This window comes from Sphingopyxis sp. LC81, assembly GCF_000756375.1.
Lineage (GTDB): Bacteria > Pseudomonadota > Alphaproteobacteria > Sphingomonadales > Sphingomonadaceae > Sphingopyxis.
On the sequence record NZ_JNFD01000021.1, the window covers coordinates 1 to 24,210 of the forward strand.

Genomic DNA, 24,210 nt, shown 5'->3' on the forward strand with positions numbered 1-24,210 from the left:
TATGACCACTCACGAGAACACTCGCTCCCGCCGCTCCGATATCCTCGCTCATCACCGCTCCTCGCAAAGAGCGGCTATCAGCACCCCGCAGCAGCTTCCCGCAAGGCGGCCTTCAGGACACGGTTACGAAACACCGGCCGCGCTTGCCGCAACAGAATCTGCCATCACGCCTGAAGAGCAAATCGATGCTGCCCACGCTATCCTGACATCAGCACTCCGAGCAGATTTGCTGACACGAATTCTGGAGCAGACGCCCACTTTCTTTGAGCGCGTGATCGTCGATCTGCTGGTGGCGATGGGCTACGGAGGCTCGCACGAGAACGCAGCTATGCGCTTAGGCAAGAGCGGCGACGGCGGTATTGATGGCATCGTTGATGAAGATCGCCTCGGTCTGGATCGCATTTATATCCAAGCCAAGCGCTATGCGAAACATGTGCCTGTCGGACGGCCGGAAATTCAGGGTTTCGTGGGCAGCCTTGTTGGCTTGGGAGCGACGAAAGGTGTGTTTGTGACGACCTCCACCTTTAGCGCTCCGGCCATCGAGTTCGTGCGTGGCCTGCAACAGCGGGTAATTTTGATCGATGGTGCGAGGCTGAGCGAATTGATGGTGGAATTCGGCGTGGGCGTCAGGAGTAGTCGCATTGTCGAAGTGAAGCGGTTGGATGAAGATTTTTTCAGCGAGGATAATTAGCGGAGGGCTCCGGAAAAGCGTAGAATGCTACGCCTGTTCGTCCTGCGGAAAAGCCTCGAAAGCCACGCGTGGCATCCCATTGCCGGAGACAGAAAATCGGATGCGTTTGGCGCATGGCGCGGGGCTCGGCATTCCCTGTTGCCTACCGAAGCACTTCGCTTTCCCGTCAGCAGAATGCTGCAACTCGACATTGCTCGCTGGTTTCGCCAGAGACAACCAGCACCGAATAGGGACACCAGATGACCAGCCAGCAACAGCGTGACGCATTACACCGACAAATTTGGGCCATCGCTAACGAGGTCAGGGGCGCGGTCGATGGGTGGGATTTCAAGCAATTCGTACTGGGTGCACTCTTTTATCGCTTCATCAGCGAGAACTTCACCAGCTACATTGAGGCAGGTGATGGCAGCATCAACTATGCGCGGATGGCAGACGGCGCCATTCCCCAGGAAGCGATCGTCGATGCAGTGAAGACGAAGGGGTACTTCATCTATCCCAGTCAGCTGTTCGCAAATGTCGCTGCCAGCGCCAACGCCAATGAGAGTCTAAACACTGATCTGGCTGCGATCTTCAAGGCCATTGAAGGGTCGGCGCGCGGCTATCCTTCCGAAGAAGACATCAGGGGGCTTTTTTCGGATTTCGACACCACCAGCAACCGGCTGGGCAATACGGTCAAGGAAAAGAACGACCGGCTCGCCAAGGTGCTGAAAGGCGTTGCAGGCTTGCCATTGAAGTTCGAAGAAAATCACGGCGACCTGTTCGGTGATGCCTATGAGTTTCTTATCTCCAATTATGCAGCGAATGCAGGCAAATCGGGCGGTGAATTTTTTACGCCGCAGCACGTCTCGAAGCTGATTGCGCAGCTGGCGATGCACGGACAGGCGAGCGTAAACAAGATTTACGATCCAGCCGCTGGTTCCGGCTCCCTGCTGTTGCAGGCCAAGAAGCACTTCGATGATCATATCATTGAAGATGGCTTCTTCGGTCAAGAGATCAACTACACCACCTACAACCTAGCCCGCATGAACATGTTCTTGCACAATGTGAACTATGACAAGTTCAAAATCCAGCACGGCAACACGCTGGAAAATCCTCATTTCCTTGATGAGAAGCCGTTCGACGCCATCGTTTCGAACCCGCCTTACTCCGTCAGGTGGAAGGGATCGGATGACCCGACCCTGATCAACGATGAACGCTTCGCTGCGGCTGGCGTGCTGGCCCCCAAGTCCAAGGCTGACTTTGCATTTGTGCTGCACGCGCTGCACTACCTGTCAGCCAAGGGGCGCGCGGCCATCGTTTGCTTTCCCGGCATCTTCTATCGCGGCGGGGCGGAGCAGAAAATCCGCAAATATCTGGTCGACAGTAATGTCGTCGAGACCGTGATCGCGCTCGCGCCCAATCTTTTTTTCGGCACGACCATTGCAGTCAACATTCTGGTTCTGGCCAAGAACAAGACCGACACCAAGGTGCAGTTTATCGACGCGACACGAGAGAATGAGTTTTTCCGCAAGGGCACTAACACCAACGTCATGGAAGACCGGCACACTGACCGGATCATCGAGATTTTCGCCAGCAAGGAGAACGAGCCTCACGTTGCCGCAACGGTCGATCAGGTTGACATCGTTGGCAAAGACTACAACCTCTCGGTCAGCGCCTACGTGGAGCCGAAAGACACGCGCGTTAAGACCAATATCGCCCAGCTCAATGCCGAGCTGAAAACCACCGTTGGGAACATTGATAGGCTGCGCACCGAGATTGATGCGATTGTCTCGGAGATCGAAGCGTGAGCGATTCGGGCTTTCTTGAGAAGCTGCTCGATGGAGCGGAGGTTAAGTGGAAGCCGCTGGAGGATGTGACGCTTCCGACAAGCAACATTAAGTGGGCCGACACTGATCAAACCTATCGGTATATCGATTTGACATCGGTTCACCGTGAGACAGGGACAATTTCAGAGGCCAAAGAGATAACGGCGGAAACGGCCCCTAGCCGGGCTCAAAAGCTCGTTAAAACCGATGATCTGATTTTCGCGACGACGAGACCAGCACAGCAAAGGTTTTGCCTGATTTCCCCTGATTGGTCCGGCGAAGTTGCCAGCACGGGTTACTGTGTCCTCCGCCCAGATCAATCGAGGGTTCTACCCGGCTGGCTCCTTCACTGGATAAGTTCTTCCCAGTTTAAGGCTTATGTCGAAGAAAACCAAAGCGGTTCGGCCTATCCGGCAATTTCTGACGGAAAAGTAAAAGCTTTCGAAATCCCTATCCCCTGTCCGGACGATCCGGAGAAGTCGCTGGCGATACAGGGGGAGATTGTTCGGATTTTGGACAGGCTCACCGAGCTGACCACCGAGCTGACCACCGAGCTGACCACCGAGCTTGAAGCGCGCAAGAAGCAATACAACCACTACCGCGACCAGCTTCTGACCTCTGAGGATGGTGAGATCGAGTGGTTGCCTATGGAGCACATCGGTGAGTTCGTCAGGGGCAAGCGGTTTACCAAGGCAGACTATCGGGATGAAGGTATCAGGGCGATCCACTACGGAGAAATCTACACGCACTATGGTGTGTTCGCCAGCGAGACGCTCTCCAAGGTGAGAGCCGACATGGCGAACTCTCTGCGCTTTGCTGAGAAGAATGATGTCGTCATGGCCGGGGTAAGCGAAACGCTCGAAGACGTTGGCAAAGCCGTTGCTTGGCTAGGTGACGACAAAGTCGCAATCCACGATGATAGCTATGCGTTTCGCCACCCAATGAATCCCAAGTATATTGTATATACTATGCAAACTGACGCGTTCCATGATCAGAAAGGTCAGTTCGTCTCAAGGGGTAAGATCAAAAGGCTTTTGATCGATGGGATGAAGAAGGTGAAATTGCCAATCCCGTTCCCAGATGATCCGCAAAAATCCCTCGCGGAGCAAGCCCGTATCGTCGCGATCCTCGACAAGTTCGACGCTCTGACCACGTCGCTCACCAAAGGTCTGTCGCGCGAAATCGAACTGCGTCGAAAGCAGTATGAATATTACCGCGACCTTCTCCTGACCTTCCGCAAACCGGCCGAGGCCGCTGAGGCATGAGCCAGAGTCTGGAACAGATTGCGCAGGCGCTTCACGAAACCAACAAGAAGGTTCAACTGATTTATGCCTTCAACGGGACCGGCAAAACCCGCCTCTCCCGCGCTCTGAAGGGACTGGTTTCACCCAAAATAGAGGGCGATGAAGCGCCGCAGCCATCACGGCATAAAATCCTATACTACAACGCCTTCACGGAAGATCTTTTCTATTGGGACAACGACCTACTTGGAGATGCCGAACCCAAGCTGAGGATCCAGGCGAACAGCTTCACCGACTGGATTTTGCGCGAACAGGGGCAGGAGCCGAACATCGCGCGGAACTTCCAACGCTATACCAATGACAAGCTAACCCCACGTTTCAACGAGGAATACAAAATCGCTGGCGCTGATGGAAGAGAGGTGACCGTTCCCGCTCTGTCCGAAGTCACATTTTCAATGGCGACGGGTGGCGATAATTCGTCTGAAAACTTTAAGATTTCCAAGGGTGAAGAAAGCAACTTCATCTGGAGTGTGTTCTACACGCTGCTTGAAACCGTGATCGATGTCCTGCAGGAGCCGGAGGCGGAGCTGAGAAGTACCGCGGACTATGACCAGCTGCAATACATCTTCGTCGATGATCCCGTCACCTCGCTGGATGAAAATCATCTGATTGAGCTGGCGGTCGACCTCGCTGCATTGATCAGCCGGGCGCCCGAAGGGCTGAAGTTCGTTATCACAACGCACAGTCCACTTTTTTACAACGTATTGCATAACGAGCTGAATATGAAACAGGGGAATAAGAAGGAGGGCTGTCGGCTGCTAGAACTGCTGGAAGACGGCACCTTCAGGCTCGATGTCAAACACGGCGATTCGAACAGGAGCTTTTCCTATCATCTGTATCTGCGCAGGGTGCTTGCAGAGGCTATCGAACAGGGCACGGTCGAGCGATTCCACTTTATGTTTCTGCGGAACATGTACGAAAAGACAGCGGCTTTTCTGGGTTATCAAAATTGGGGTGATCTGCTGAGCACCGTGCCCGGCGCTGATGCTCCGGGAGCCAAGGAAGGATACCTGAACAGGGTGATGCAATTCTCCAGCCATTCAACCCTGTCGGGAGAACAGGTTCGCGAACCGACGGGGCCGGAAAAGCAGACGGTCAAACTGCTGTTCGAAAACCTGGTTAACAACTACGGCTATTGGCAGCAGGAAGCGCAAGATGGTTGAGCAGACCAAGCCAATAGCGGAATCGAAGAACTTCATCGTTCTCGACAGATACACTAGCGAGTGGACTGCTGCGGATCACTACCAAAGCGAGGCCGAACTTGAACGCGAGCTAATCGAAGACCTGCGTAGCCAGGGCTATGAGTTCCTGCCCAATCTCACCTCGCCGGAGGCCATGCTGGCCAACGTGCGGGTGCAGCTGGAAGACCTCAACAACGTCCCTTTCTCAGATGACGAGTGGGCGCGTTTTGTCCTGTCCTATCTGGACAGCCCCAGCGACGGGATCACGGACAAGACCCGCAAGGTGCACGATGACTTCATCCATGATTTTGTATTCGACGATGGGCGCATTCAGAACATCTACCTGTTCGACAAGGGCAATATCGCGCGCAACAAGCTGCAAATCATCAAGCAGTTCGAGCAGATTGGGACGCATGCCAACCGATACGATGTGACGATCCTCGTCAACGGTTTGCCTATGGTGCAGATCGAGGTGAAGAAGCGCGGCGTGGCCATTCGCGAGGCTTTCAATCAAATTCACCGATATAGCAAAGAGAGCTTCAACAGCGACAATTCGCTCTACAAGTTTCTCCAGCTCTTCGTGATCTCGAATGGCACAGACACACGCTATTTCGCCAACACGACAAAGCGCAACAAGCACAGCTTCGACTTCACAATGAACTGGGCCAAGGCCGACAACGGGCTCATCAAGGACCTTAAGGACTTCACGGCTACGTTTCTGCAGAAGCACACGCTTCTTAACGTGCTGCTGCACTACTCCGTCTTCGATGTGAGCGAGACGCTGCTGGTCATGCGTCCCTACCAGATCGCCGCGACCGAGCGCATCTTGTGGAAGATCAAAAGCTCGCACAATTCGAAGTCCTGGAGAAAGCCGGAGGGCGGCGGGTATATCTGGCACACGACTGGTTCGGGCAAGACGCTGACCAGCTTCAAAGCGGCGCGCCTGGCCACGGAGCTCGATTTCATCGACAAGGTCTTCTTCGTCGTCGATCGCAAAGATCTCGATTTCCAGACGATGAAGGAATACCAGCGGTTCTCGCCCGACAGCGTAAATGGCTCCGAGAACACGGCTGCGCTCAAGCGCAATCTGGCCAAGGACGATAACAAGATCGTCGTTACGACCATTCAGAAGCTCAACAATCTGATGAAGAGCGAAAGCGACCTCCCGATCTATGGCAAGGAAGTTGTTTTCATTTTCGACGAATGCCACCGCAGCCAGTTTGGCGAAGCGCAAAGGAACCTGAAAAAGAAGTTCAAGCGCTTTTATCAGTTTGGGTTCACCGGCACGCCCATCTTTCCGGAAAATGCGTCAGGCGCAGAGACGACTGCGAGCGTCTTTGGCCAAGAACTCCACTCCTATGTCATCACCGATGCGATCCGGGATGAGAAGGTCCTGAAGTTCAAGGTGGACTACAATGATGTGCGTCCGAAGTTTCGGCACATCGAGAAAGAGCAGGATGAGGCCAAGCTCAGCGCGGCTGAGAATAAACGGGCGTTGCTGCACCCCGAGCGGATACGGGAGGTTTCCCAGTACATTTTAAACAACTTCCGGCAGAAAACCCACCGGACCAAGCTCGGAAGCGGGGGGTTCAATGCGATGTTTGCGGTCAGCAGCGTGGACGCTGCAAAGCTGTATTACGAAACGCTCAACGCGCTTCAGGAAGGCAGTGAAAAGCCGCTCAAGATCGCAACGATCTTTTCGTTCGCTGCCAACGAAGAGCAGAACGCAATTGGTGAGATTCAGGATGAGAGCTTTGACGTGTCCGCGATGGCCAGCAGCGGCAAAGAGTTCCTGAACGCTGCCATCTGCGACTACAACGCGCAGTTTGGCACCAGCTTCAGCACGGACGGCAACGGCTTTCAGAACTACTATCGCGATCTCGCCAATCGGGTGAAGTCGAAGCAAGTGGATCTGCTGATAGTGGTGGGGATGTTTCTCACCGGTTTTGACGCTCCATCGCTCAACACGCTTTTCGTCGATAAAAACTTGCGCTTCCACGGCCTTATCCAAGCCTATTCGCGCACCAACCGTATATTCGATGCGACCAAAACCTTCGGCAACATCATCGCTTTTCGTGATCTTGAGCAGGCTACTATCGATGCGATCACGCTGTTTGGCGACAGTAACACCAAAAACGTGGTATTGGAGAAGAGCTTTCGGGAGTACATGGAGGGCTTCTCGGACATAGCATCCGGTGCCGCTAGTCGGGGCTTCAAAGCCATCTTAGCTGAGTTGCAGACGCGCTTCCCTGACCCGGCTGCGATCGTCAAAGAGGCAGACAAGAAGGAGTTCGCAAAACTCTTCGGCGAATTCCTCAGGGCTGAAAACATTCTTCAGAACTTCGATGAGTTCGTTGCTCTAAAGGCCTTCCAGAATGTGGACCAGAGCGACGCAGCCGCAGTGGAAGATTTCAAAGAGCGGCATCATCTTGATGATGAGAATGTCAAAGAGCTGGCTTCGATAACGCTTCCGGCCGAGAGGAAGGTTCAAGACTACAAGTCCGCCTATAATGATATTCGTGACTGGCTCAGGCGCGAGAAAGCAGCAGCAGAAGCCGAAGAGTCCTCGCTCGACTGGGACGATGTGGTCTTCGAGGTTGATCTTCTGAAGTCCCAGGAAATCAACCTAGACTACATTCTGGAGCTTATTTTCGAGAAGAATCGAAGCACAAAGGACAAAAGCGGTCTTATCGACGAAGCTCGGCGACTCATCCGATCAAGCCTGGGCAACCGAGCAAAGGAGAGCCTGATTGTCGATTTTATCAACCGCACCAATCTCGATGAAATTGAAGGTAAGGAGGGAGTCATCGAGGCATTCTTCGCATTTGCTCAAGAGGAACAGCTCCGCGAGTTCGATGAGCTTGTCACGACAGAAAATCTGAATCGAGAGGCGGCAAAGCGGTATGTCGTTAGCTCTATCAGACGCGAATTCGCGACCGACAGCGGAAACGCCCTGAACGACATTTTGCCAAAGATGAGCCCATTGAACCCCGCCTATCTGACAAAAAAGAGCTCCGTCTTCCAGCGTGTGTCGGACTTTGTCGCAAAATTCAAAGGCGTTGGCGGTCAGCTGTAGCGCAACGCTGCTAAAAGCGTCCGAACTAGGAGTCGATCAAAGAAAGAGGCGACGCGAAGTTGCCGTCGCGCCGCCCATACGAGGATGATGCATCCTTCGTCCCACCATCCTGACTTGCCGGGGTCGCTAATCGTCAAGCCCGGACGGAAGTTGCCGAGCCCGATAATATCGCTTCTGACCCTCGGATTGTACGAAAGCGCCAAATCGTATGCCTTGGATATGGTTTCCTTGCCGCGCGGAATGAGCCGATAGGAGGACGGACTGCCAACTCGGGCGCGGCGGCTCTGATCGTAGCCACAGTTCGCGGTTAGGTCGCATTTCTCACGCAAGTTTCGGCGTTCGATCGTTCACGCGGATAGCGCGGGTTCGCTCCACCTGTTCTGCAGAACCATCCCCGGCGACGGGCGATGTGACCTGGACCGGCGCGGCGCCCCGCGAAAGTGCGGCGGCGCGATTATTTCCCCAACTGCTGCGCAGTCTCCTCGCGGCCGCTTCGCTTCAAATAATCGCGCCGCTGCACTCCTCCGCATTCGCTGCGGCCCTCACGGGTTCGCGGGTCACCTCATGCGCCGGCCCTTGGTCCGCCTATGCCGCAGGGATGGTCCCGCGGCTTCTCAAGGAGACGACCAATGGCAGCTATCGGCTTTGTAAACGGCACCATCGAACAGGGCTTCGTGGGCCAGCTGAAAACCCTTTCGATCCGCGCGGCGATCGAAATCCGGACCAACCGCTCGAAAGCGGGCGACGTCCAGCCCGACTATCGGGTGTATTCCGAAGGCGTCGAGATCGGGGCCGGCTGGATCCGCGTCGGACAGGTATCGCGTGAGCCCTATGTGTCGCTGAGCCTCGCGGCTCCCGAGTTCGGGCCGCGCCGCCTCTATGCGAACCTCGGCCGTGCCGCCGGCCAGGATGGCGAAGATGGCTACGCGCTCATCTGGAACCCGGTCGACTGAGGCGGGCTTCCACCCCGCGCCGCAGATGCGGCGCGGGGCTTCGCCGTGCCCAGGACCTACGGGGCATCGTTCGGGAGGTCGGCCACGGTGAAGCTGATCGGGCTGTTGTACCATGCGGTCACGTGGGACTCGCGCCAGCCGCAGCGACGCTCGCTGATCTTGATCTGAGGCGGGAAGGTGCCCGCGGCAATTTTGCGATAGAGCGTCGCCCGGCTGAGCGAGGTGCGCTTGAGTACTTCGGGAAGGCGAAGGAACCGGTCGGGGGTGTGTGATATCATGAGTGTGTTCTCCATATGCTGGTGGTTCATACGTCGACGTAAGACTATAGAAGGGGACGACCGCGCCTATCGTCAACGCCGCAGAAAACCACGCGTTCGGGCGTAGTGCGAGAGCGTAGTTCCGTGGGCATCCGTAGGCATCCGCAGGCATCCCAGGGCAGCTTCGAACCACCCCGGCGCATCTTGCGATTATTATTCTCATAGTGTCCCGGACCGCACGGCCGCGTTCCCGAAAGTCGCGCCGCGACCGGCGCGGCGCTTTCCGATTCGCAGGTTTCGGACGCCTTCGGCGTCCAATCGGTCGCCGCTTGCGCGGCGGCGTTGATGATCCCCGGCAAGACGGGGGCAGGGTGGGCGTCACTCGCCTTAGCCCCGCCCGGCCGGGCCGCAACCCGCGTGCCGCGGGTCCTGCTCTTCGTTCCGGTCCTTCGGATGCAGCCCGCCCGATGATGCGGGTCTCCCTTCTCCTTCCTGCCGCCCACCCCGCCCCCTTCCGGGCCGGGGTGCGGTGGCTGGAAGGAGAAGGGTCATGCGTAAAGAAAGGATCGAACGGGCCAGCCTCTACAGCGAGGTCACCAACCGGATCATCGTTGAGCTCGAAGAAGGGCGGCTGCCTTGGGTGCAGCCTTGGGATAGCGCGGCGTGCGGATGCACGATGCCGCAGAACGCGGGAACCGCCCGCAAGTATAGCGGCATCAATGTCTTGATCCTGTGGGCCGAGGGCATTGCCAAGGCCTATGCCTCGCAGCGCTGGCTGACCTACCGGCAGGCCGAGGCGGCGGGTGGCAATGTTCGGCGCGGTGAGAAGGGCACCGTCATCTGTTACGCCGACCGGTTCACGCCGAAGGCCGAAGCCGAGGCGGCGCGCGGCGAGGACCGCGAGGCGCGGCAGGTGGCGTTCCTCAAACGCTTTGTCGTGTTCAACGTCGATCAGTGCGAGGGACTACCCGAAGACTTCACCGCCCCGATGGTCCGCCCCGATCCCGTGCTTGCCATTGCCGAGGCCGATGCGCTGATTGCGGCGAGCGGTGCCCGCTTCAACATCGGCGGCGGCGAAGCCTTCTACAGCCCTAGCCATGACTTTGTGCAGGTGCCGCCGCAGTCAGCATTTCACGAACCGGTGAACTGGTATCGCACCGCGCTCCATGAGCTTGGCCATTGGACCGGCCATGGGAGCAGGCTGGGCCGCGACCAGAAGGGCGGGTTCGGTTCGGAATCTTACGCCAAGGAGGAGCTTGTCGCCGAGATGGCGGCGGCGTTTACATGCGCATCGCTCGGCATCGCGCCGACGGTCCGGCATTCGGACTATATAGCGTCGTGGCTGTCGGTGCTGCGCGATGACGACAAGGCGATCTTTCGCGCCGCGAGTGCGGCGAGCAAGGCGAGTGATTATCTCCTCGCCTTCAAGGGAGATGATCGGTGAGCGCGCGCATGTCGCGCGACGACCGGCTGCGCCTGTGGCGCGCCGAGCGCGCCGTTGACCGGATGGAGGAGATGGACCGCAAAATCTTCCTCGCGATCCGGGTCGAGGAACTCAGCTATCCCGCAATCGCGGAGCGTTTTGGCATCACGGTCGCCGAGGTCGAATGGCATTTTGCGGGCGCGCTTCGCGTCCTCATGATCGCCATGGACGAAAAGGATCCATGGTGGTGGCGATTCCGCCTTTAGGTGGCCGCGCGAGCCGGATGGCGCTTGCCATCCGGCTCGCGCAATTACAGGGTGAAATCAATGCGTACTGACCTTGATCTTCTTCCGGCCAACAAGCAGCGTGAAATCGAGCGTGTGAAGAACATCATCTTCGAGGAGTTCGCCGACAGCATCGCGCTAGCGACGCAGAACTGGAAGAAGAAAGGCCGCATCGAGAAGCTGATCCTCTATGGCAGCTACGCACGTGGCGGCTGGGTCGACGAGCCGCACACCGCCAAAGGCTATCGCTCCGACTTCGACCTGCTGATCATCGTCAGCGACAAGCGCCTCACCGACAAGGTCGATTATTGGCTGAAGGTCGAGGACCGGCTCAACCGTGAGCTTGCGATCGACAAGACGCTCCACACCCCAGTGAACTTCATCGTCCACACCATGCAGGAGGTGAACGACGGCCTCGCGCACGGGCGCTATTTCTTCATGGACATCGCGAAGGACGGCATCGCGCTCTACGAGTTCGACGACAAGGAACTGCATACGCCCAAGCCGAAGACGCCGGAGCAGGCGTTGAATATGGCGCGAGAATATTTTGAAGAATGGTTTCCGAGCGCAATGAAGCGCTTCGGGGGCGCCAATTACTATCGCGAGCAGGGTCATCTCAAGGACGCAGCGTTCGACCTACATCAGGCCGCTGAACGCCTTTATCACTGCGTTCTTCTGGTCTGCACCTTTTACACTCCGCACGTTCACAATTTGGGCTTTCTTCGCACGCAAGCCGAACGCATCGACATGCGCCTTGTCGATGCCTGGCCGCGGGAAATTAAAGCCGACCGGTCACGCTTCGAAAAGCTCAAAGAGGCTTACGTCAAGGCTCGCTACTCAAAACACTTCCGGATCACCGAAGAAGAGCTGCTCTGGCTTGGCGAGCGCGTCGAAGAACTGGGGCGTGCGGTTCATGCCATTTGTTCGGAGCGCATTGCTCTGCTAGAGCGCCAAGCGAAATAACTTAGCGTTCGAAGGGAAGTGCTCGAAATGGAAGATTCCGAAACGCTGGTCACGCTGACCGCCGACATTGTTGCCGCCCATGTCAGCAACAACAGTGTCGCCATATCGGACATCCCGCTCGTGATCCGGTCGGTGCATGAAGCGCTTGCCGGTCTGGCGTCCGGCGTCGAACCCGAACCCGAGCCGCAGCAGCCTGCGGTGTCGGTTCGTGCATCGGTGAAGCCCGACTATATCGTCTGCCTCGAAGACGGCAAAAAGCTCAAGATGATGCGCCGCCATCTGATGACGCACTATGGCATGACCCCCGAAGACTATCGCGCGAAGTGGATTTTGCCGAAGGACTATCCGATGGTCGCGCCGAATTATGCCGAGAAGCGTCGGGTTCTCGCCAAGCAGATCGGTCTCGGAACCAAGGGGCGCGGGGGCGGCCGCAAGCCCGCAGCGCGTGGGCGCAGTGGCGCTAAGGGCAAATAGTCTGTAGGCAAATCTCGCTGACATCGGTGATGGGGGACTGCTTATCACACTTAAGATAGTGGCAGCGGCGACCATTTTCCTGTTCGCTTCGGGATGTTCGGCTCGGTCCGAGCCCGCCAAAGTTCCTGAAGTTGAACGGGGTGCGATCGACTTCGAATCGGTTGATCCGCCGCGCGCGCAGATTGGCGCCGATGCCACGGCGACAGAAGAAGCGACGCTCGACTGACCGCCAGCCGCTACAATCAATTTTCCGGACCGAAGGCGCGCCGCCCCCGGCGGCGCCATAATGCTAATTGCTGTTCGCGCTCGGCGCCGCGCAGCTTCGCGCCCGCCTCGACAAGAATGCCGAGGATCACCGCGCGATTGTCACCTGTCAGCTCGATCAGATCGGCCTTGGCGACGAGGCCGCCAAGTTCGATCAGCTGGCGCGTGCGTTCGCGGCGCTTCACCTGCCATTCCCGCGTGTCATGCCGCGCCCGCTTCGCCTGAAGGCGGTTGCTCGCCTGCACTGTTCGCCGTGCCGCCGCCCGCGTTGCCGACAGCGCCTTTGCGAGCGCGGGCGCGGCCGCCGCGAAAGAAGGTCGCGCCGCTTTTGCGCCACGCCTCCTTTCGCGAGGTTTCGGCACCGACTGCGTCGAGCAGCGCGCCTGCTAGCTGCTCGATCGATAGCGCATCGGCGCCGGTCGCGGCGACCAGTTCGCCGAGCTGGCTCTGCTTCTTCGTCTTAAGCGTCTTTGCCTTGTCGGTGAGGGCCTGGAGTTCGGCATCGAAATCACGCGGTTTACGCATCGTCTGTCCTTCCATGTTCGAGGGTCGGACGATCCAGCTATGCCGAATCTCAAAGCCCGGCAAGGTGCTGAAATCTAACGAGATGCTGTGATCCCGAGCGCGATGAAATCGTGTGAGGGCGCGCTTATACGTCGTGCCGACGTGCTCGTTTTGCCCTAAATGGATAGCCCTCATGGCGATCTATCATTTCTCGGCAAAAGTGATTTCCCGCGCCGCCGGCAGCAGCGCGGTCGCCGCCGCGGCCTATCGGTCGGCCGATCGGCTGCACGACGAACGGCTCGGCCGTGCCCACGACTTCTCGAACAAGGCGGGCGTGGTTCATAGCGAAGTCCTGCTCCCCGAAGGAGCGGACGAACGCTGGCAGGACCGCGAGCAGCTCTGGAATGATGTCGAGGCGGCCGAGCTTCGCAAGGACGCGCAACTCGCGCGCGAGATCGAGTTCGCGATCCCGCGCGAGATGACCGAGAGCCAAGGGATCGAGCTCGCCCGCGACTTTGTGTCACGCGAGTTCGTCGATCGCGGAATGATCGCCGATTTGAATGTCCATTGGGACATCGGCGCCGATGGGCTGGCGAAGCCGCACGCACATGTCATGCTGACGATGCGCGAGATCCGCGTCGGCGAAGATGGAATCGCCGGGTTCGGCGCCAAGGTGCGCGACTGGAACCGCACCCAACTATTGACCCACTGGCGCGAGGCTTGGGCGGAGCATGTCAACGAACGGCTTGCCGCGCTCGACATCGATGCGCGCGTCGATCATCGGTCCCTCGAAGCGCAGGGTATCGACCTTGAACCGCAGCACAAGATTGGCCCGGCGGCCTCGCGCATGGCGGCCGAGGGGCTGGACGCCGATCGGCATGGCGAGCATCTCGAGATCGCCCGGTCGAACGGCGACAAGATCATCGCCAATCCATCGATCGCGCTCGACGCGATCACGCACCGGCAGGCCACGTTCACGAACCGCGATCTTGCGACGTTCGTGCACCGGCACAGCGATGGCAGGGAGCAGTTCGATGCGGTGATGGGCGCGGTGAAAGCATCGCCCGAGCTGGTCGCGCTCGGCAAGGACGGCCGCGGCGAACACCGCTTCACATCGCGCAGCATGATCGACACCGAACAGCGCCTCAAACGCGCGACCGCGACGCTCGACATGCGGCGCAATCATGCAGTGCCCGACCGCCAGCGCGACTGGGCGCTTGCGCTTGCTGCCGAGCGGGGCCTAGACCTCTCCGTCGAGCAGCGCGGCGCGCTCGAACATATCACCAATTCGCGCGGGATCAGCAATGTGATCGGCTATGCCGGGACGGGCAAGAGCGCGATGCTCGGTGTCGCACGCGAAGCTTGGGAAGCCGCGGGCTATCAGGTGCAGGGCGCCGCGCTGTCGGGCATTGCCGCCGAAGGGCTTGAGCAGGGCTCGGGCATCGGCTCGCGCACGCTCGCCAGTCTCGAACATCAGTGGGCCAATGATCGCGAGCGCCTCACCGACAAACATGTCCTCGTCATCGACGAAGCCGGCATGGTCGGGACCCGCCAGCTTGAACGCGTCGTGTCGGAAGCCGAGCGACAGGGGGCGAAGGTGGTGCTGGTCGGCGATCCGCAACAGCTACAGGCGATCGAGGCGGGCGCTGCATTCCGGTCTGTCGCCGAACGCCATGGCGCCGTCGAGATCATGGATATCCGCCGGCAGCAGGAGGACTGGCAGCGCGAAGCAACTCGCGAGCTTGCCAGCGGGCGCACCGGCGAGGCGATCGGGCGTTACGCGGAGGCTGGCTTTGTGCATGCATCCGAAACGCGCGAAGCGGCACGCGCCGAGCTGGTTGATGCCTGGGATCGTGATCGCCAGCATTACCCCGATGTCAGTCGGATCATCCTGACCCACACCAACGACGAAGTGCGGGAGCTTAATGAGGAGGTGCGGGAGCGTCTGAAAACCGACGGGGCACTTGGCAGAGAGGTGGCGATCACCGTCGAACGCGGCGAGCGAATGTTCGCCGAGAATGACCGTGTGATGTTCCTGCGGAACGAGCGGAGCATCGGCGTGAAGAACGGCTCGCTCGGCACCGTGCAGAATGTCGACCGGATGCGCATGGCCGTGATGCTCGACGACGGGCGCAGCGTGGCGTTCGACCTGAAGGACTATGCACATGTCGATCATGGCTATGCCGCGACGATCCACAAGGCGCAGGGCATGACGGTCGACCGGGTGCAGGTGCTCGCGACGCCGGGGGTAGACAGCCACTCGACCTATGTCGCGCTGTCCAGGCATCGCGAGCAGGTGGATTTATACTACGGACGCGATGATTTTGCGAGCCAGAGCAAGCTGGTTCGCGCCGCCTCGCGCGAACGCGGCAAGGATATGGCGAGCGATTATCGTGCGCCTGTACCCGCGAAGGCAGCGGAGCCGAAGCGCGGCATGTTCGACGGGCTGGATCTGTCGGTCTCGCGCGCCGAGCCTCGGAAAGCGGTGCCCGAGGTCAAGCGGACGGTCAGGCTCGCGGATGTTCGCGTGAATGCCCGTGCGCTCGATCCGTTGCGGACGCCGTCATCCCTCGAGAAGGCGGTCGAGCGTTTTGCGCGCGTGACGAAGGAGATCGTCGACGTCCGGCGCGCCGGCGGCAAGGAACTGCCGCACGAGATCGACGCCTATCGCAAGGCGCGGGCCGAGCTCGATGCACTGCGTCCCGGTGGCGCGAGCGATCTGCGCGAAGCGTTCGGGAAGAGTTACCAGCTGACGAAGGCCGCCGCGGAGGGGCGGACCGCCGGCGCGATCGCGGCGATGGATAGACAGGAAGCGGAGCGCGCGGCCGAGCGCGTGGTGGCCGAACGCGCGGCGCGCGATCGTGCGCGGCTGGCGGTCCAGGCGAAGCAGCTCGCCGCCGAGACCGAGAAACGCGCCGAGCTGTTCGTCGCCTCATGGAAGAAAGAAAGCGCGCGGGCGAAGGACGCGCCGACCTTTGCGGCGCGGGATGCAGCGCGCGCCAGCCTATCCGACATGGCGAAGAGCCTTCATCGCGACCCGCAGCTCGAGTCGCTGCTCCGGAACCGCCGCGCCGAACTGGGGCTGACATCGCGTGCGACAGGAAATTTGTCTCACGACCTCCAGCAGTGGCTCGGCCGCTCGCGCGGGATCGGAATATCGATGTAGGCGGTTGCCATGACAGTAAAACGCACCCGCTCACCCGCGCCCTCCAACAATGCCGCCGAAGCTTTCGACGAGCTGCGCAAGGAAGTGTCCCTCCTGCACGCGGCGATCGAAGGCCTCACGGCCGCAAAGGACAAGCTGCCCGACTACTCGCCCACGCTTCGCAAGATCGAGGCGCGCCTCGACAACATCGATCAGCATGTCGAAAGCATCCGCGACAAGCCGGCGATGCGCCTCACGCCGCTGACCCTTGCGGCCGAAAGCCATGAAGCATCGCGAGCCTATGGCGCCGAAGATCGCAAATCCGTCGGCGAGGCACGCGCGGAGCTGGCGCGGTCGCTCGGGCGCGTCGAGGGTATGATAAAGCAGCGCCGATCGACCCACGAGCAGGATTGGTGGGTGACCTGGGCAGGGACAGGCGGATTGCTGTTGGGGGCGTTCCTGACTCTCGTCTCCATCGCAGCCTGGACGTAGCCAGTCGGCGACCGACGCACCGCAGCTTTACGCCGGATCCAAGCCGTTTGACCTCGGTTTTGCCGCGCTTGGAAGTGGACATTCAAATGATGACTGGGTCCGGGACATTCCAGCCAATCGGCACCGCAAAAAAGAATGTCTAGTTACGCCGATACCGCCCATTCAAAGATCCCTTCGACACAGTACCCCTTCATCGACTATCGTTGACAATGGAGAATGACCAAAAATGGCGAGGCGCGGGAGAGAGCAACATCCGTGGACGAACCAGCCTGGCAGGCTGGTCATTCATGATAACCCCTACGACATTCTTGCGAAGCTGAATTGGGAGGCGAATGAGTTCGAGCTCAAACGCTCCGATCCCGAAAAGCCGATAGACGTCGATGGCATGGTCTATCTGCTGCAAGACGCGTGCATCTCAACTTCATCACTGGTCGAATGGCTTGAGAAAGCCGCGCACGCCGATGCGCGCAATCAAGGAAGGCAAATTGACAAAGCGCTCTTCGAAAAGGAGGTTTTGACCTGGCTACCGGATGTTGCGCTGGCGAGGGCGGTCGCCAACACGTTCAAGCATGCGACCTACCGAGACGAAGGATGGGGTGACGCCGAAGTCAGGCTGGAAGTTCTCTTCTCGACCGAGCAGCTTGAACGGCTGAAGGTTGCGGAAGGCACCGAGGGCTTTGCAGCTGTCTATGAGGAGGAGGCAGCCGAAGCAGATTTCGCGCTTACGTTCGTGCGTAATCACGACAAGCACCAGCTTGCTGCCAGCGATTTTGTGGTTGGTCTTGCCCATGGGGGGCTTCGCCTTCTCGACCACACGTTCCAGGAGTTCAATCGCTTCTTCGCCAGATAGACGTGACGGCAAGCGCGGGCGAAGGAATGCGGCGCCTTCGCCGGAGGTGATGCTTGGTGGCTTACCCTGGTCAGCAGTCCGAGCCGCTTCCAGGCATCGCATATTCTCGGTCGAAGTCTTGTTGCCGGGAGGGCGCTTTACTCGCTATCCTAGGGACGATGCCAAGACCGAAACAAATGCCTCTACGCGCCGCTCTCACTATGGAGCAGATCGAGAAGGCAAGCTACGTCGGCAGTCCCGAGCACAAGGTGAAGCGATTCTGGGGCGGATTGCCGCAGGCATGGATCGGTCCCGATGGCGTGGCAAAGCGGCCCAAGAAGCAGAAGACCAATATTTGCCACCGGACAACCGCTAAAGAGCGGGATGAAGCGAGCGGCTGGGTGCAGGCAGCGCTGAGTGCGGGACAGCTCCGCTTTTGTGACGGTGATGGGACTTTTCCGAAACATATCTGGTATCGAGACAAGGAAGGGCAGTTCTGGTTCGGATTCGCTGTCAATCAGACGGCAGGAACCTATAAGGGCTGGCCCATTACTGAGGCTGAGAAACGTGAAGCATTCGATTGAATGGCTGGACGATGCAGAGAATGCCGTGCCCGAGGAGCGGGCGACGGTTGGAGATCTGCGTCTTTGGCTCAACGGGCAGAATGTCACCACCCATATCAGCGGCAGCGATCTTGATGACCACGTCACGGTCGCGCTGTTCGGGTTGGTCAACGGTTTGGTGCATGACTGGTGGACGATCTTCGGATCGCGCGACCGAGAGTTTTCGCTGCGCCGCTATCGCACCGGCTACCTATTGCCCGATGTCCGCTTTTATTTCGACGGAGCCGCCTTTGAGGTGAGTGCGCATGAATGCGCCTATGTCGATCCAGATCTCCGCTTCCTGAGCGGGACGCAGGAGGTCCTCAGCCGCGCGGATGGTGAAGCCTGGCTGGGTGGGCTGATTACCGAAACGCTAGCGCGATTGAAGGATCGCGGCCTGCCAACGAGCAGCGCGGCGATCCGGTGGGAGCGGGTCCAGTCCTCGCGCCGCTCCCGGGAGCGGCACTTCTGCGAGGCGGCCGGGAGTCTCGGCCTCGATCCTTATAATATCGCCGACAAGCTCGCCGGATTTATCGAAAGCGCAGAATCGGTCTTTGACGATGAGCCGCTTATAGAGTTTGTTTGCGACGCCGCGAATGTCGATCAGACCCGCCTCATCGGCTGGGTGGACAGGATGATGCGGATCAAGGGGCATCAATACCGGCTCTCCGACCTACGCCCGATTGTCGACCAACTCGCCAGGAACGCGCAGCCGCACGCGAACGGGCAGGCTTGGGCAATGGGATATCGACGCGCTCGCGCGATGCGCCGCGCGCTCAACCTCAGACCGTCCCAAGCATTTGCTAGCTTCAACGAGTTGGCCGAGAAGCTTGGGTCGAAGAACTTTACGCTCGCGCCCAAGGTCGACGGGATCAATGCCCTGCGGCGCGAAGGCCCACACGGAATTAATGTCCACATCCGGAATCACGGCGAGCGCGATTTCGCACCGTCTATGCACCTCTTTGCACTGGCTCGAGCGGTCGGCGACGCCGCCTGTTTTACGTCTGAGGAAGCTGCGCCGATCAACAGCCTACAAAATGCCTATCGTCAGGCAGCCGGTCGCGCTTTCGCCGCCGAATTCCTCGCGCCAATCGACGAGATTCAGTCGATGCGGGCGGACGACAAGGACCAATATACGATCGCCAGCACCTTCAGCGTGGCTCCGCAGGTCGTCTATCACCAGCTTGAGAATGAAAAGCGCATCGCCCAAGCCTGCACCTGAGCAGTAGACCTCACGCATCGATTGCGGGCATCCCGCCTAAATTGCCTCGATTCGCGGCCCGGAACCTCGCTGAGGTATCTTGGTGTGTCGGGGACTGCCGGGCCGTATCACCGTTGCACTGGCTGGTTTTGGCGAAAGCGGACCTCCCCACAGCCCCATTGGAAAGGTGTGAGTTGGTCGGCAGGCGACGGGCACGGACGGCGACTATCACCATATCTCAACTCCGAACCTGACATTCACCTATCGGCCAGAATTGCCGAAAATATTGCACCCAGAAAAGATGTTGCTCAGGACGAATCGTTGGTGTTTAAGACGGCTCAGAATCCCTCTTTAAGGGTCGAACCGGAGCCATAAAATGGCTCTGGGGCCACCTTCGGGGCTTAAATTTGATCGGAATCGGATAATTTTTTTCCGTTTCAATTCATAATCTTAGAGGCGGGTTTCCCGCTACCCGCTCCACCGATAGCATAGCTGCCGATACACACGATTTGGGGATTTTTCCGGCCGCCTTTTTGCGCCGGTCAGGCCCCGGAACCCGCGGCAACATGCCGACGTTATCCATCTGCCTGAACCGATGCACAGCCGGACAGAATCGCGTTGTTTGCGCGGCGTCGCTCGGCTTGGACCGGCCGGGTGGGGGGCATTAACGATCAGGAGAATTCCTATGTCCCCGTCTCTGAAAAAACTAGCACCCGTGGTGGTGATTTTGGCCGGATCCCTGGGTTTGGGCGGCTGTGCGACCAAAGGCTTCGTGCGCGAGCAGGTCGCCGTGGTGAGCCAGCGCGTCGATGCGCTCGAAGCGCAATTGCAGGCGACCGACGCCACCGCGAAGCAGGCATTGACCGAAGCGCAGGCCGCATCGGGGCAGGCGCAGAATAATGGCCAGCGCCTCGATCAGCTGAGCGGCCGCGTCGATGGCATCGAACAGCGCATGCAGGCGCAGCAGAAGCGGCCGCGCAATTGACGCGACACGGCGGAAATTGTTGAGATCGTGATTTTCGGCGCCGTCGCCCGCGGGCGACGGCGCCCACTATTCGAGTGCATCGACCTATGATCAAAACCTTCGTGGCGCTCGCGGGATTTGCGCTGACCGTTCCGGTGTCCGCAGGATCGGCGGCGCCGGCCAGCGAGGCCGAAGCTGCGGATGCCGCAACGCGTTCGGAGGCAGCGACGCGGGTCGCCGACTGGATTGCCGCCTCGGGCGACAATGGCGGCTTGCCCTACATCATCATCGACAAGCCCGCGGCCTCGCTGTTCCTGTTCGATGCCGAAGGGAAATTCCTCGGCCGGGCGCCGGTCCTGATTGGCGTTGCGCTCGGCGACGAGGCCACCCCCGGGATCGGATCGAAGGATCTCGCCGAGATCGGCCCCGCCGAGCGAACCACGCCTGCCGGGCGCTTCCTCGCGAAATTCGGGATGGCGGCGGGGCGGCAGAGGGTGCTCTGGGTCGATTATGCCACCTCGGTGGCGCTCCACCCGATCCCGAAGGGCAGCCAGAAGGAGCGCCGCCGGCAGCGGATGCTGTCGCCCGGCATCGACGACAACCGCATCACCTTCGGATGCATCAACGTCCCGCTATCGTTTCATAACAAGAGCGTTCGCCCACTCTTCCAGAAGAAAGGCGGATATGTCTATGTGTTGCCCGACACCAAGCCGCTCGAGGCGGTCTTTCCGCGCCTGCACGCCCAGCCGCGCCCCGGTGCCCCGACAGATTATCCGGCCGGTTCGACGCCGAGCAACTCGACCGTGAACAGCAAGGTCGCGCCGCCGGGGATCGGGCCCTTGCCGACGGGGCCGTAGGCGAGCTGCCAGGGGATCGCGAATTCGACCTTGTCGCCGACGCCCATCAACTGCACGCCTTCCTGCCAGCCGTCGATGACACGATTCAATGGAAAGCTCGTCGGTTCGCCGCGCCGGACCGAGCTGTCGAATTCGCGGCCGTCGGCGAAGGTGCCGACATAATGAACGGTGACATTATCGGCCGGGCCGGGGTGCGCGCCGCTGCCATCGCCCGCGATCCTGCGCCAGCGCAGTCCGCTGGGTGTCATGCGCCAGCCGTCGGCGCCGTGACGCTCGGCGAGTGCCGCCATCTGCTTGTTGAGATAGGCCGTGCCCTGGGTGGACGGGGTTTCGGCCGGCTGGGCGGAGGCGGCCGCCGGAATGCAGCAGCCCAATGCGGCCGCCGCGAGCAGCCGGTTCAAAGACGGTAGATACATGAAAACTCCCTCGATCGTTGCACGCATAAACGCATCGCGGGCCGAATAGGCAAGAGCCTATTGGTCGGAAGGTGCGGGAGCGGCAGGAACCTTCGTCGGCATTCGTCGTTTCACCTTCGTACACATCAATCAGAGACTTGAGGCGCGGCCACCGGCTGTTTCGTCATTCGAAAAACCCGTTTCGCGGGCTTTCGAAACCGGTGCCGTGTGTCCTGCTCTGCAATCGAAGGAGACGTCGGATGTTCAAATGGGCTTTGATCTTTGCAGTGATCGCGCTGGTCGCGGCCGTGCTCGGCTTTGGCGGCGTTGCAGGCACCGCGGCGGGGATCGCCAAGATCCTGTTCTTCGTCGGCCTTGCGCTCGTTGTCCTGTTCCTGATCCTCGGATCGGCCGCGGCGCGAAAGATCACGTAAAAAAATTGAACGCCGCGGGAACCAAATCGGACCTGCGGCGTTTCACTCATCTACTAGATCGAAAGAGAAGGTAGAATCTGGTTCCTGTCTTCGGACGGAACCTAGGGAGCCCCGCCGCAGAAATGCGACGGGGCTTACCTGTTTCTAGGCCGGAAATGCCGCGCGAACGCGGCGTTCGAGCACCGCGAGCGGGATGCGCCCGGCGCCCAGCACCACGTCGTGGAAACGCTTGATGTCATAGCCCGGCCGCCGCGATACCTCGTCGCGCACGCGGCTGATCGCGATCTGGCCTACCTTGTAGGCGCAGGCCTGTCCCGGATAGACGATATAGCGGTCGATCTCGGTGCGCGATGCGCTGGGCGAGTTCGACGAATTCTCGACCATATAATCGATCGCCTGTTCGCGGCTCCACCCCATCGCATGGATGCCCGTGTCGACGACGAGGCGCGAAGCGCGAAACGCGTAAGAGGCGAGATAGCCGATCTTGCCGAGCGGATCGTCTTCATACATGCCGAGTTCGTCGGCGACCTGTTCGGCGTAGAGGCCCCAGCCTTCGCCATAGGCGGTGACCGACGCCGCCTGCCGATAGAGCGGCAGTTCGGCGTCTTCATATTTCAACGCACCCTCGAACAGATGCCCCGGCGCGCCCTCGTGATAGGCGAGGGTCGGCAGGGTGTAGCGCGGCCATTCGGCGGTATCGCGCAGGTTGATGAAAAAGATGCCGGGGCGCGAGCCATCGGGGGTTCCCGCCTGCGCCGACCCGCCCGGTGCACCGATCTCGATTTCGGGTGGGACGCGGCGGATTTCATAGGGGGCCTTGGGAAGGCGGCTGAACACCTGGGGTAGGCGCCCGCGAATCTTGACGAGCAGGCCGTTGAGATAGGCGAGCATCTCGGCGCGGCCGGTGTCGTCATTGGCGAACAACTGGCCCTCGGCCTTGCCGAGCGCGTTCAGCCGGTCGCGGATGCTGCCGTCCTTATAGCCCTGCGCTTTCAGCAGCACATCCATCCGCGATGTCAGGTCGGCGACCTGCTCGCGGCCGATGCGATGGATTTCGGCGGCGCTGAGGCTGGTCGTCGTATGCTGCGCGAGCGTCGCGGCGTAATAGGCCGCGCCATCGGGAAGGCGCGCGACGCCGGCATCGGTGCCGGCACGCGGGAGCAACGCGGTCAGCGTGTCGATCTGGCGGGAGAGCGCGGCGCGGATCGGACCCTCGAACACCTTCGCGGCGCTCTCGCCATAGCCCGAAAGACCCAGCGCGGCGCTGCGTTTGGCGATCGAGGCGACAAGCGTTTTGCCGCCGACGTCGCCATCGCGGAGGCGTGCGAGTTGTTGCAGCGCCTGGTCGAGGATGAAGCGCGGTGCGACGACGCCCATTGCGGCATTCGCCTTTACGATTTCGGTGTCCGCGTCGAGCAGCGCCGGGATCGTTTGAAGCCGCGTCATATAGGCGTCGGCGTCGGCCTTGGTCGTCACGGGATGCTGGCTGTCGAGGAAGGTGCTGACCCCAGTGTAGAATCCGCCGAGCTGGGTGACGCCATAAGGGCCGGGGCGGTGGCCGAAGCCGCCCGTATGATAGGTGAAACGGGCAAGCCGCTGGCGCGTGACGAGGTCGAATTCGGCGCTGTCATGCGCGATGCGCGCGGCATCGCCGAGCGTCTCGCCCTTGATCGCGCGCACCGCGGCAAGGTCGCTGTCGATCTGGCGCGCTCGCGCGGCGCGCGCGGCGGGCGACCAGTCGGGGAATTGCGCGCGGAGGGCGGCGCGGACGCCGGTGTCGATACCGAGCGACGTGGCGCGGGTCGGGTCGTCGCGCAGGCCTTGCTCGAATTGCGCGGAGAGCAGCGCGTCGAGACGGGCGTCGCCGCTTTCTTTTGCGGTGGCGGGGCCCGCGACGCTGGCGACGGCGAGGCCGCCAATCCCGGCGAGGACGGTCCGTCGATCGGGCACAATGTCGGTCATGCGATTCTCCCCTGTTCGTTTCGCCGAGCGTAGGAGCGCGCCGTTATCGGCGCAACATGCTGACGCAATTGCGAAACTTTTGGCCGCTGCATCGTCGGCCGATCGGCTGACTCGTCGGCCTTTCGCGATGAACAGCCATTAAAACGCATCCAT

23 protein-coding genes are annotated in these 24,210 nt (G+C 60.1%); 18 read left to right on the forward strand and 5 right to left on the reverse strand.

Translation table 11 applies throughout. From position 1 onward, the window contains the following. From FG91_RS10420 to FG91_RS10445, 6 genes are all read left to right on the forward strand, one after another. On the forward strand, positions 1-691 hold a 691-nt coding region (locus FG91_RS10420), incomplete at its 5' end, for a restriction endonuclease (RefSeq protein ID WP_081940526.1). Positions 692-930: 239 nt separating this feature from the next. Further along, a complete protein-coding gene (locus FG91_RS10425; RefSeq protein WP_037514793.1) occupies positions 931-2,478 on the forward strand; it encodes a type I restriction-modification system subunit M in 1,548 nt (515 codons plus the stop codon). Continuing rightward, positions 2,475-3,761, forward strand: coding sequence for a restriction endonuclease subunit S (locus tag FG91_RS10430; protein ID WP_037514795.1), 1,287 nt, complete (start codon positions 2,475-2,477; stop codon positions 3,759-3,761). Before FG91_RS10425 ends, FG91_RS10430 begins: the two co-directional genes overlap by 4 nt. After that, positions 3,758-4,960 (forward strand): anticodon nuclease, encoded by a 1,203-nt coding sequence (locus tag FG91_RS10435; RefSeq protein ID WP_037514796.1) that lies wholly within the window; start codon positions 3,758-3,760, stop codon positions 4,958-4,960. The genes FG91_RS10430 and FG91_RS10435 overlap by 4 nt, the downstream gene beginning before the upstream one ends. Beyond that, complete coding sequence (locus FG91_RS10440) at positions 4,953-8,054, forward strand: type I restriction endonuclease subunit R (protein ID WP_037514797.1); 3,102 nt, start codon at positions 4,953-4,955, stop codon at positions 8,052-8,054. The genes FG91_RS10435 and FG91_RS10440 overlap by 8 nt, the downstream gene beginning before the upstream one ends. 629 nt (positions 8,055-8,683) lie before the next feature. Continuing rightward, complete coding sequence (locus FG91_RS10445) at positions 8,684-9,007, forward strand: DUF736 domain-containing protein (protein WP_037514798.1); 324 nt, start codon at positions 8,684-8,686, stop codon at positions 9,005-9,007. Positions 9,008-9,063: 56 nt separating this feature from the next. On the opposite strand, the gene FG91_RS10450 is transcribed toward FG91_RS10445, so the two are convergent. Further along, the gene (locus tag FG91_RS10450) at positions 9,064-9,285 is read right to left on the reverse strand and encodes a helix-turn-helix transcriptional regulator (protein ID WP_037514799.1); all 222 of its coding nucleotides are present in this window, start codon (positions 9,283-9,285) and stop codon (positions 9,064-9,066) included. A 529-nt stretch (positions 9,286-9,814) separates the two neighbouring features. On the opposite strand from FG91_RS10450, the gene FG91_RS10455 reads away from it, so the two are divergent. Genes FG91_RS10455 through FG91_RS10470 form a run of 4 tightly spaced genes read left to right on the forward strand, consistent with a single transcriptional unit; the run spans position 9,815 to position 12,408 of the window. After that, on the forward strand, positions 9,815-10,708 hold the full coding sequence (locus FG91_RS10455; RefSeq protein ID WP_037514801.1) for an ArdC family protein: 894 nt from the start codon (positions 9,815-9,817) through the stop codon (positions 10,706-10,708). Beyond that, positions 10,705-10,953, forward strand: coding sequence for a sigma factor-like helix-turn-helix DNA-binding protein (locus FG91_RS10460; protein ID WP_037514802.1), 249 nt, complete (start codon positions 10,705-10,707; stop codon positions 10,951-10,953). Before FG91_RS10455 ends, FG91_RS10460 begins: the two co-directional genes overlap by 4 nt. A 60-nt stretch (positions 10,954-11,013) precedes the next feature. Beyond that, complete coding sequence (locus tag FG91_RS10465; protein WP_037514803.1) at positions 11,014-11,934, forward strand: HEPN domain-containing protein; 921 nt, start codon at positions 11,014-11,016, stop codon at positions 11,932-11,934. A 27-nt stretch (positions 11,935-11,961) separates the two neighbouring features. Further along, on the forward strand, positions 11,962-12,408 hold the full coding sequence (locus FG91_RS10470; protein WP_037514804.1) for a MucR family transcriptional regulator: 447 nt from the start codon (positions 11,962-11,964) through the stop codon (positions 12,406-12,408). Between the two features lie 242 nt (positions 12,409-12,650). Here FG91_RS10470 and FG91_RS10475 read toward each other — a convergent pair whose 3' ends face one another. Together FG91_RS10475 and FG91_RS10480 are read right to left on the reverse strand one after the other, a co-directional pair. Then, on the reverse strand, positions 12,651-12,857 hold the full coding sequence (locus FG91_RS10475; protein ID WP_037515385.1) for a conjugal transfer protein TraD: 207 nt from the start codon (positions 12,855-12,857) through the stop codon (positions 12,651-12,653). Positions 12,858-12,873: 16 nt separating this feature from the next. Further along, positions 12,874-13,371 carry a conjugal transfer protein TraD gene (locus FG91_RS10480; RefSeq protein ID WP_443027740.1) on the reverse strand — a complete coding sequence of 166 codons (498 nt, stop codon included), beginning with the start codon at positions 13,369-13,371 and terminating at the stop codon, positions 12,874-12,876. Between FG91_RS10480 and traA the strand changes: the two genes are divergently transcribed. The 7 genes from traA (at position 13,370) to FG91_RS10515 (ending at position 21,266) form a co-directional block, all read left to right on the forward strand. Continuing rightward, a complete protein-coding gene (traA, locus tag FG91_RS10485; protein ID WP_037514806.1) occupies positions 13,370-16,342 on the forward strand; it encodes a Ti-type conjugative transfer relaxase TraA in 2,973 nt (990 codons plus the stop codon). The genes FG91_RS10480 and traA overlap by 2 nt on opposite strands. Positions 16,343-16,351: 9 nt before the next feature. After that, a complete protein-coding gene (locus tag FG91_RS10490; protein WP_037514809.1) occupies positions 16,352-16,813 on the forward strand; it encodes a DUF6118 family protein in 462 nt (153 codons plus the stop codon). A gap of 226 nt (positions 16,814-17,039) precedes the next feature. Beyond that, positions 17,040-17,663 carry a hypothetical protein gene (locus tag FG91_RS10495; protein WP_037514812.1) on the forward strand — a complete coding sequence of 208 codons (624 nt, stop codon included), beginning with the start codon at positions 17,040-17,042 and terminating at the stop codon, positions 17,661-17,663. A 200-nt stretch (positions 17,664-17,863) separates the two neighbouring features. After that, a complete protein-coding gene (locus FG91_RS10500) occupies positions 17,864-18,226 on the forward strand; it encodes a hypothetical protein (protein WP_152568075.1) in 363 nt (120 codons plus the stop codon). Next, entirely contained in the window at positions 18,210-19,466 is a 1,257-nt protein-coding gene (locus FG91_RS10505; RefSeq protein WP_037514815.1) for a hypothetical protein, read from the forward strand. The genes FG91_RS10500 and FG91_RS10505 overlap by 17 nt, the downstream gene beginning before the upstream one ends. Before the next feature lie 664 nt (positions 19,467-20,130). Continuing rightward, positions 20,131-20,430 (forward strand): hypothetical protein, encoded by a 300-nt coding sequence (locus FG91_RS10510; RefSeq protein WP_037514816.1) that lies wholly within the window; start codon positions 20,131-20,133, stop codon positions 20,428-20,430. Positions 20,431-20,516: 86 nt separating this feature from the next. Next, positions 20,517-21,266, forward strand: a complete 750-nt coding sequence (locus FG91_RS10515; RefSeq protein ID WP_235212010.1) for a hypothetical protein — start codon at positions 20,517-20,519, stop codon at positions 21,264-21,266. On the opposite strand, the gene FG91_RS10520 is transcribed toward FG91_RS10515, so the two are convergent. Beyond that, positions 21,179-21,682, reverse strand: coding sequence for an FKBP-type peptidyl-prolyl cis-trans isomerase (locus FG91_RS10520; RefSeq protein WP_037514817.1), 504 nt, complete (start codon positions 21,680-21,682; stop codon positions 21,179-21,181). The two genes, FG91_RS10515 and FG91_RS10520, sit on opposite strands and share 88 nt — an antisense overlap. A 239-nt stretch (positions 21,683-21,921) precedes the next feature. Between FG91_RS10520 and FG91_RS21420 the strand changes: the two genes are divergently transcribed. Beyond that, positions 21,922-22,095 (forward strand): DUF1328 domain-containing protein, encoded by a 174-nt coding sequence (locus FG91_RS21420; RefSeq protein WP_037514818.1) that lies wholly within the window; start codon positions 21,922-21,924, stop codon positions 22,093-22,095. 144 nt (positions 22,096-22,239) lie between these two features. Here FG91_RS21420 and FG91_RS10530 read toward each other — a convergent pair whose 3' ends face one another. Then, on the reverse strand, positions 22,240-24,057 hold the full coding sequence (locus FG91_RS10530; protein ID WP_037514819.1) for a DUF885 domain-containing protein: 1,818 nt from the start codon (positions 24,055-24,057) through the stop codon (positions 22,240-22,242). Between the last annotated feature and the right edge of the window lie 153 nt (positions 24,058-24,210).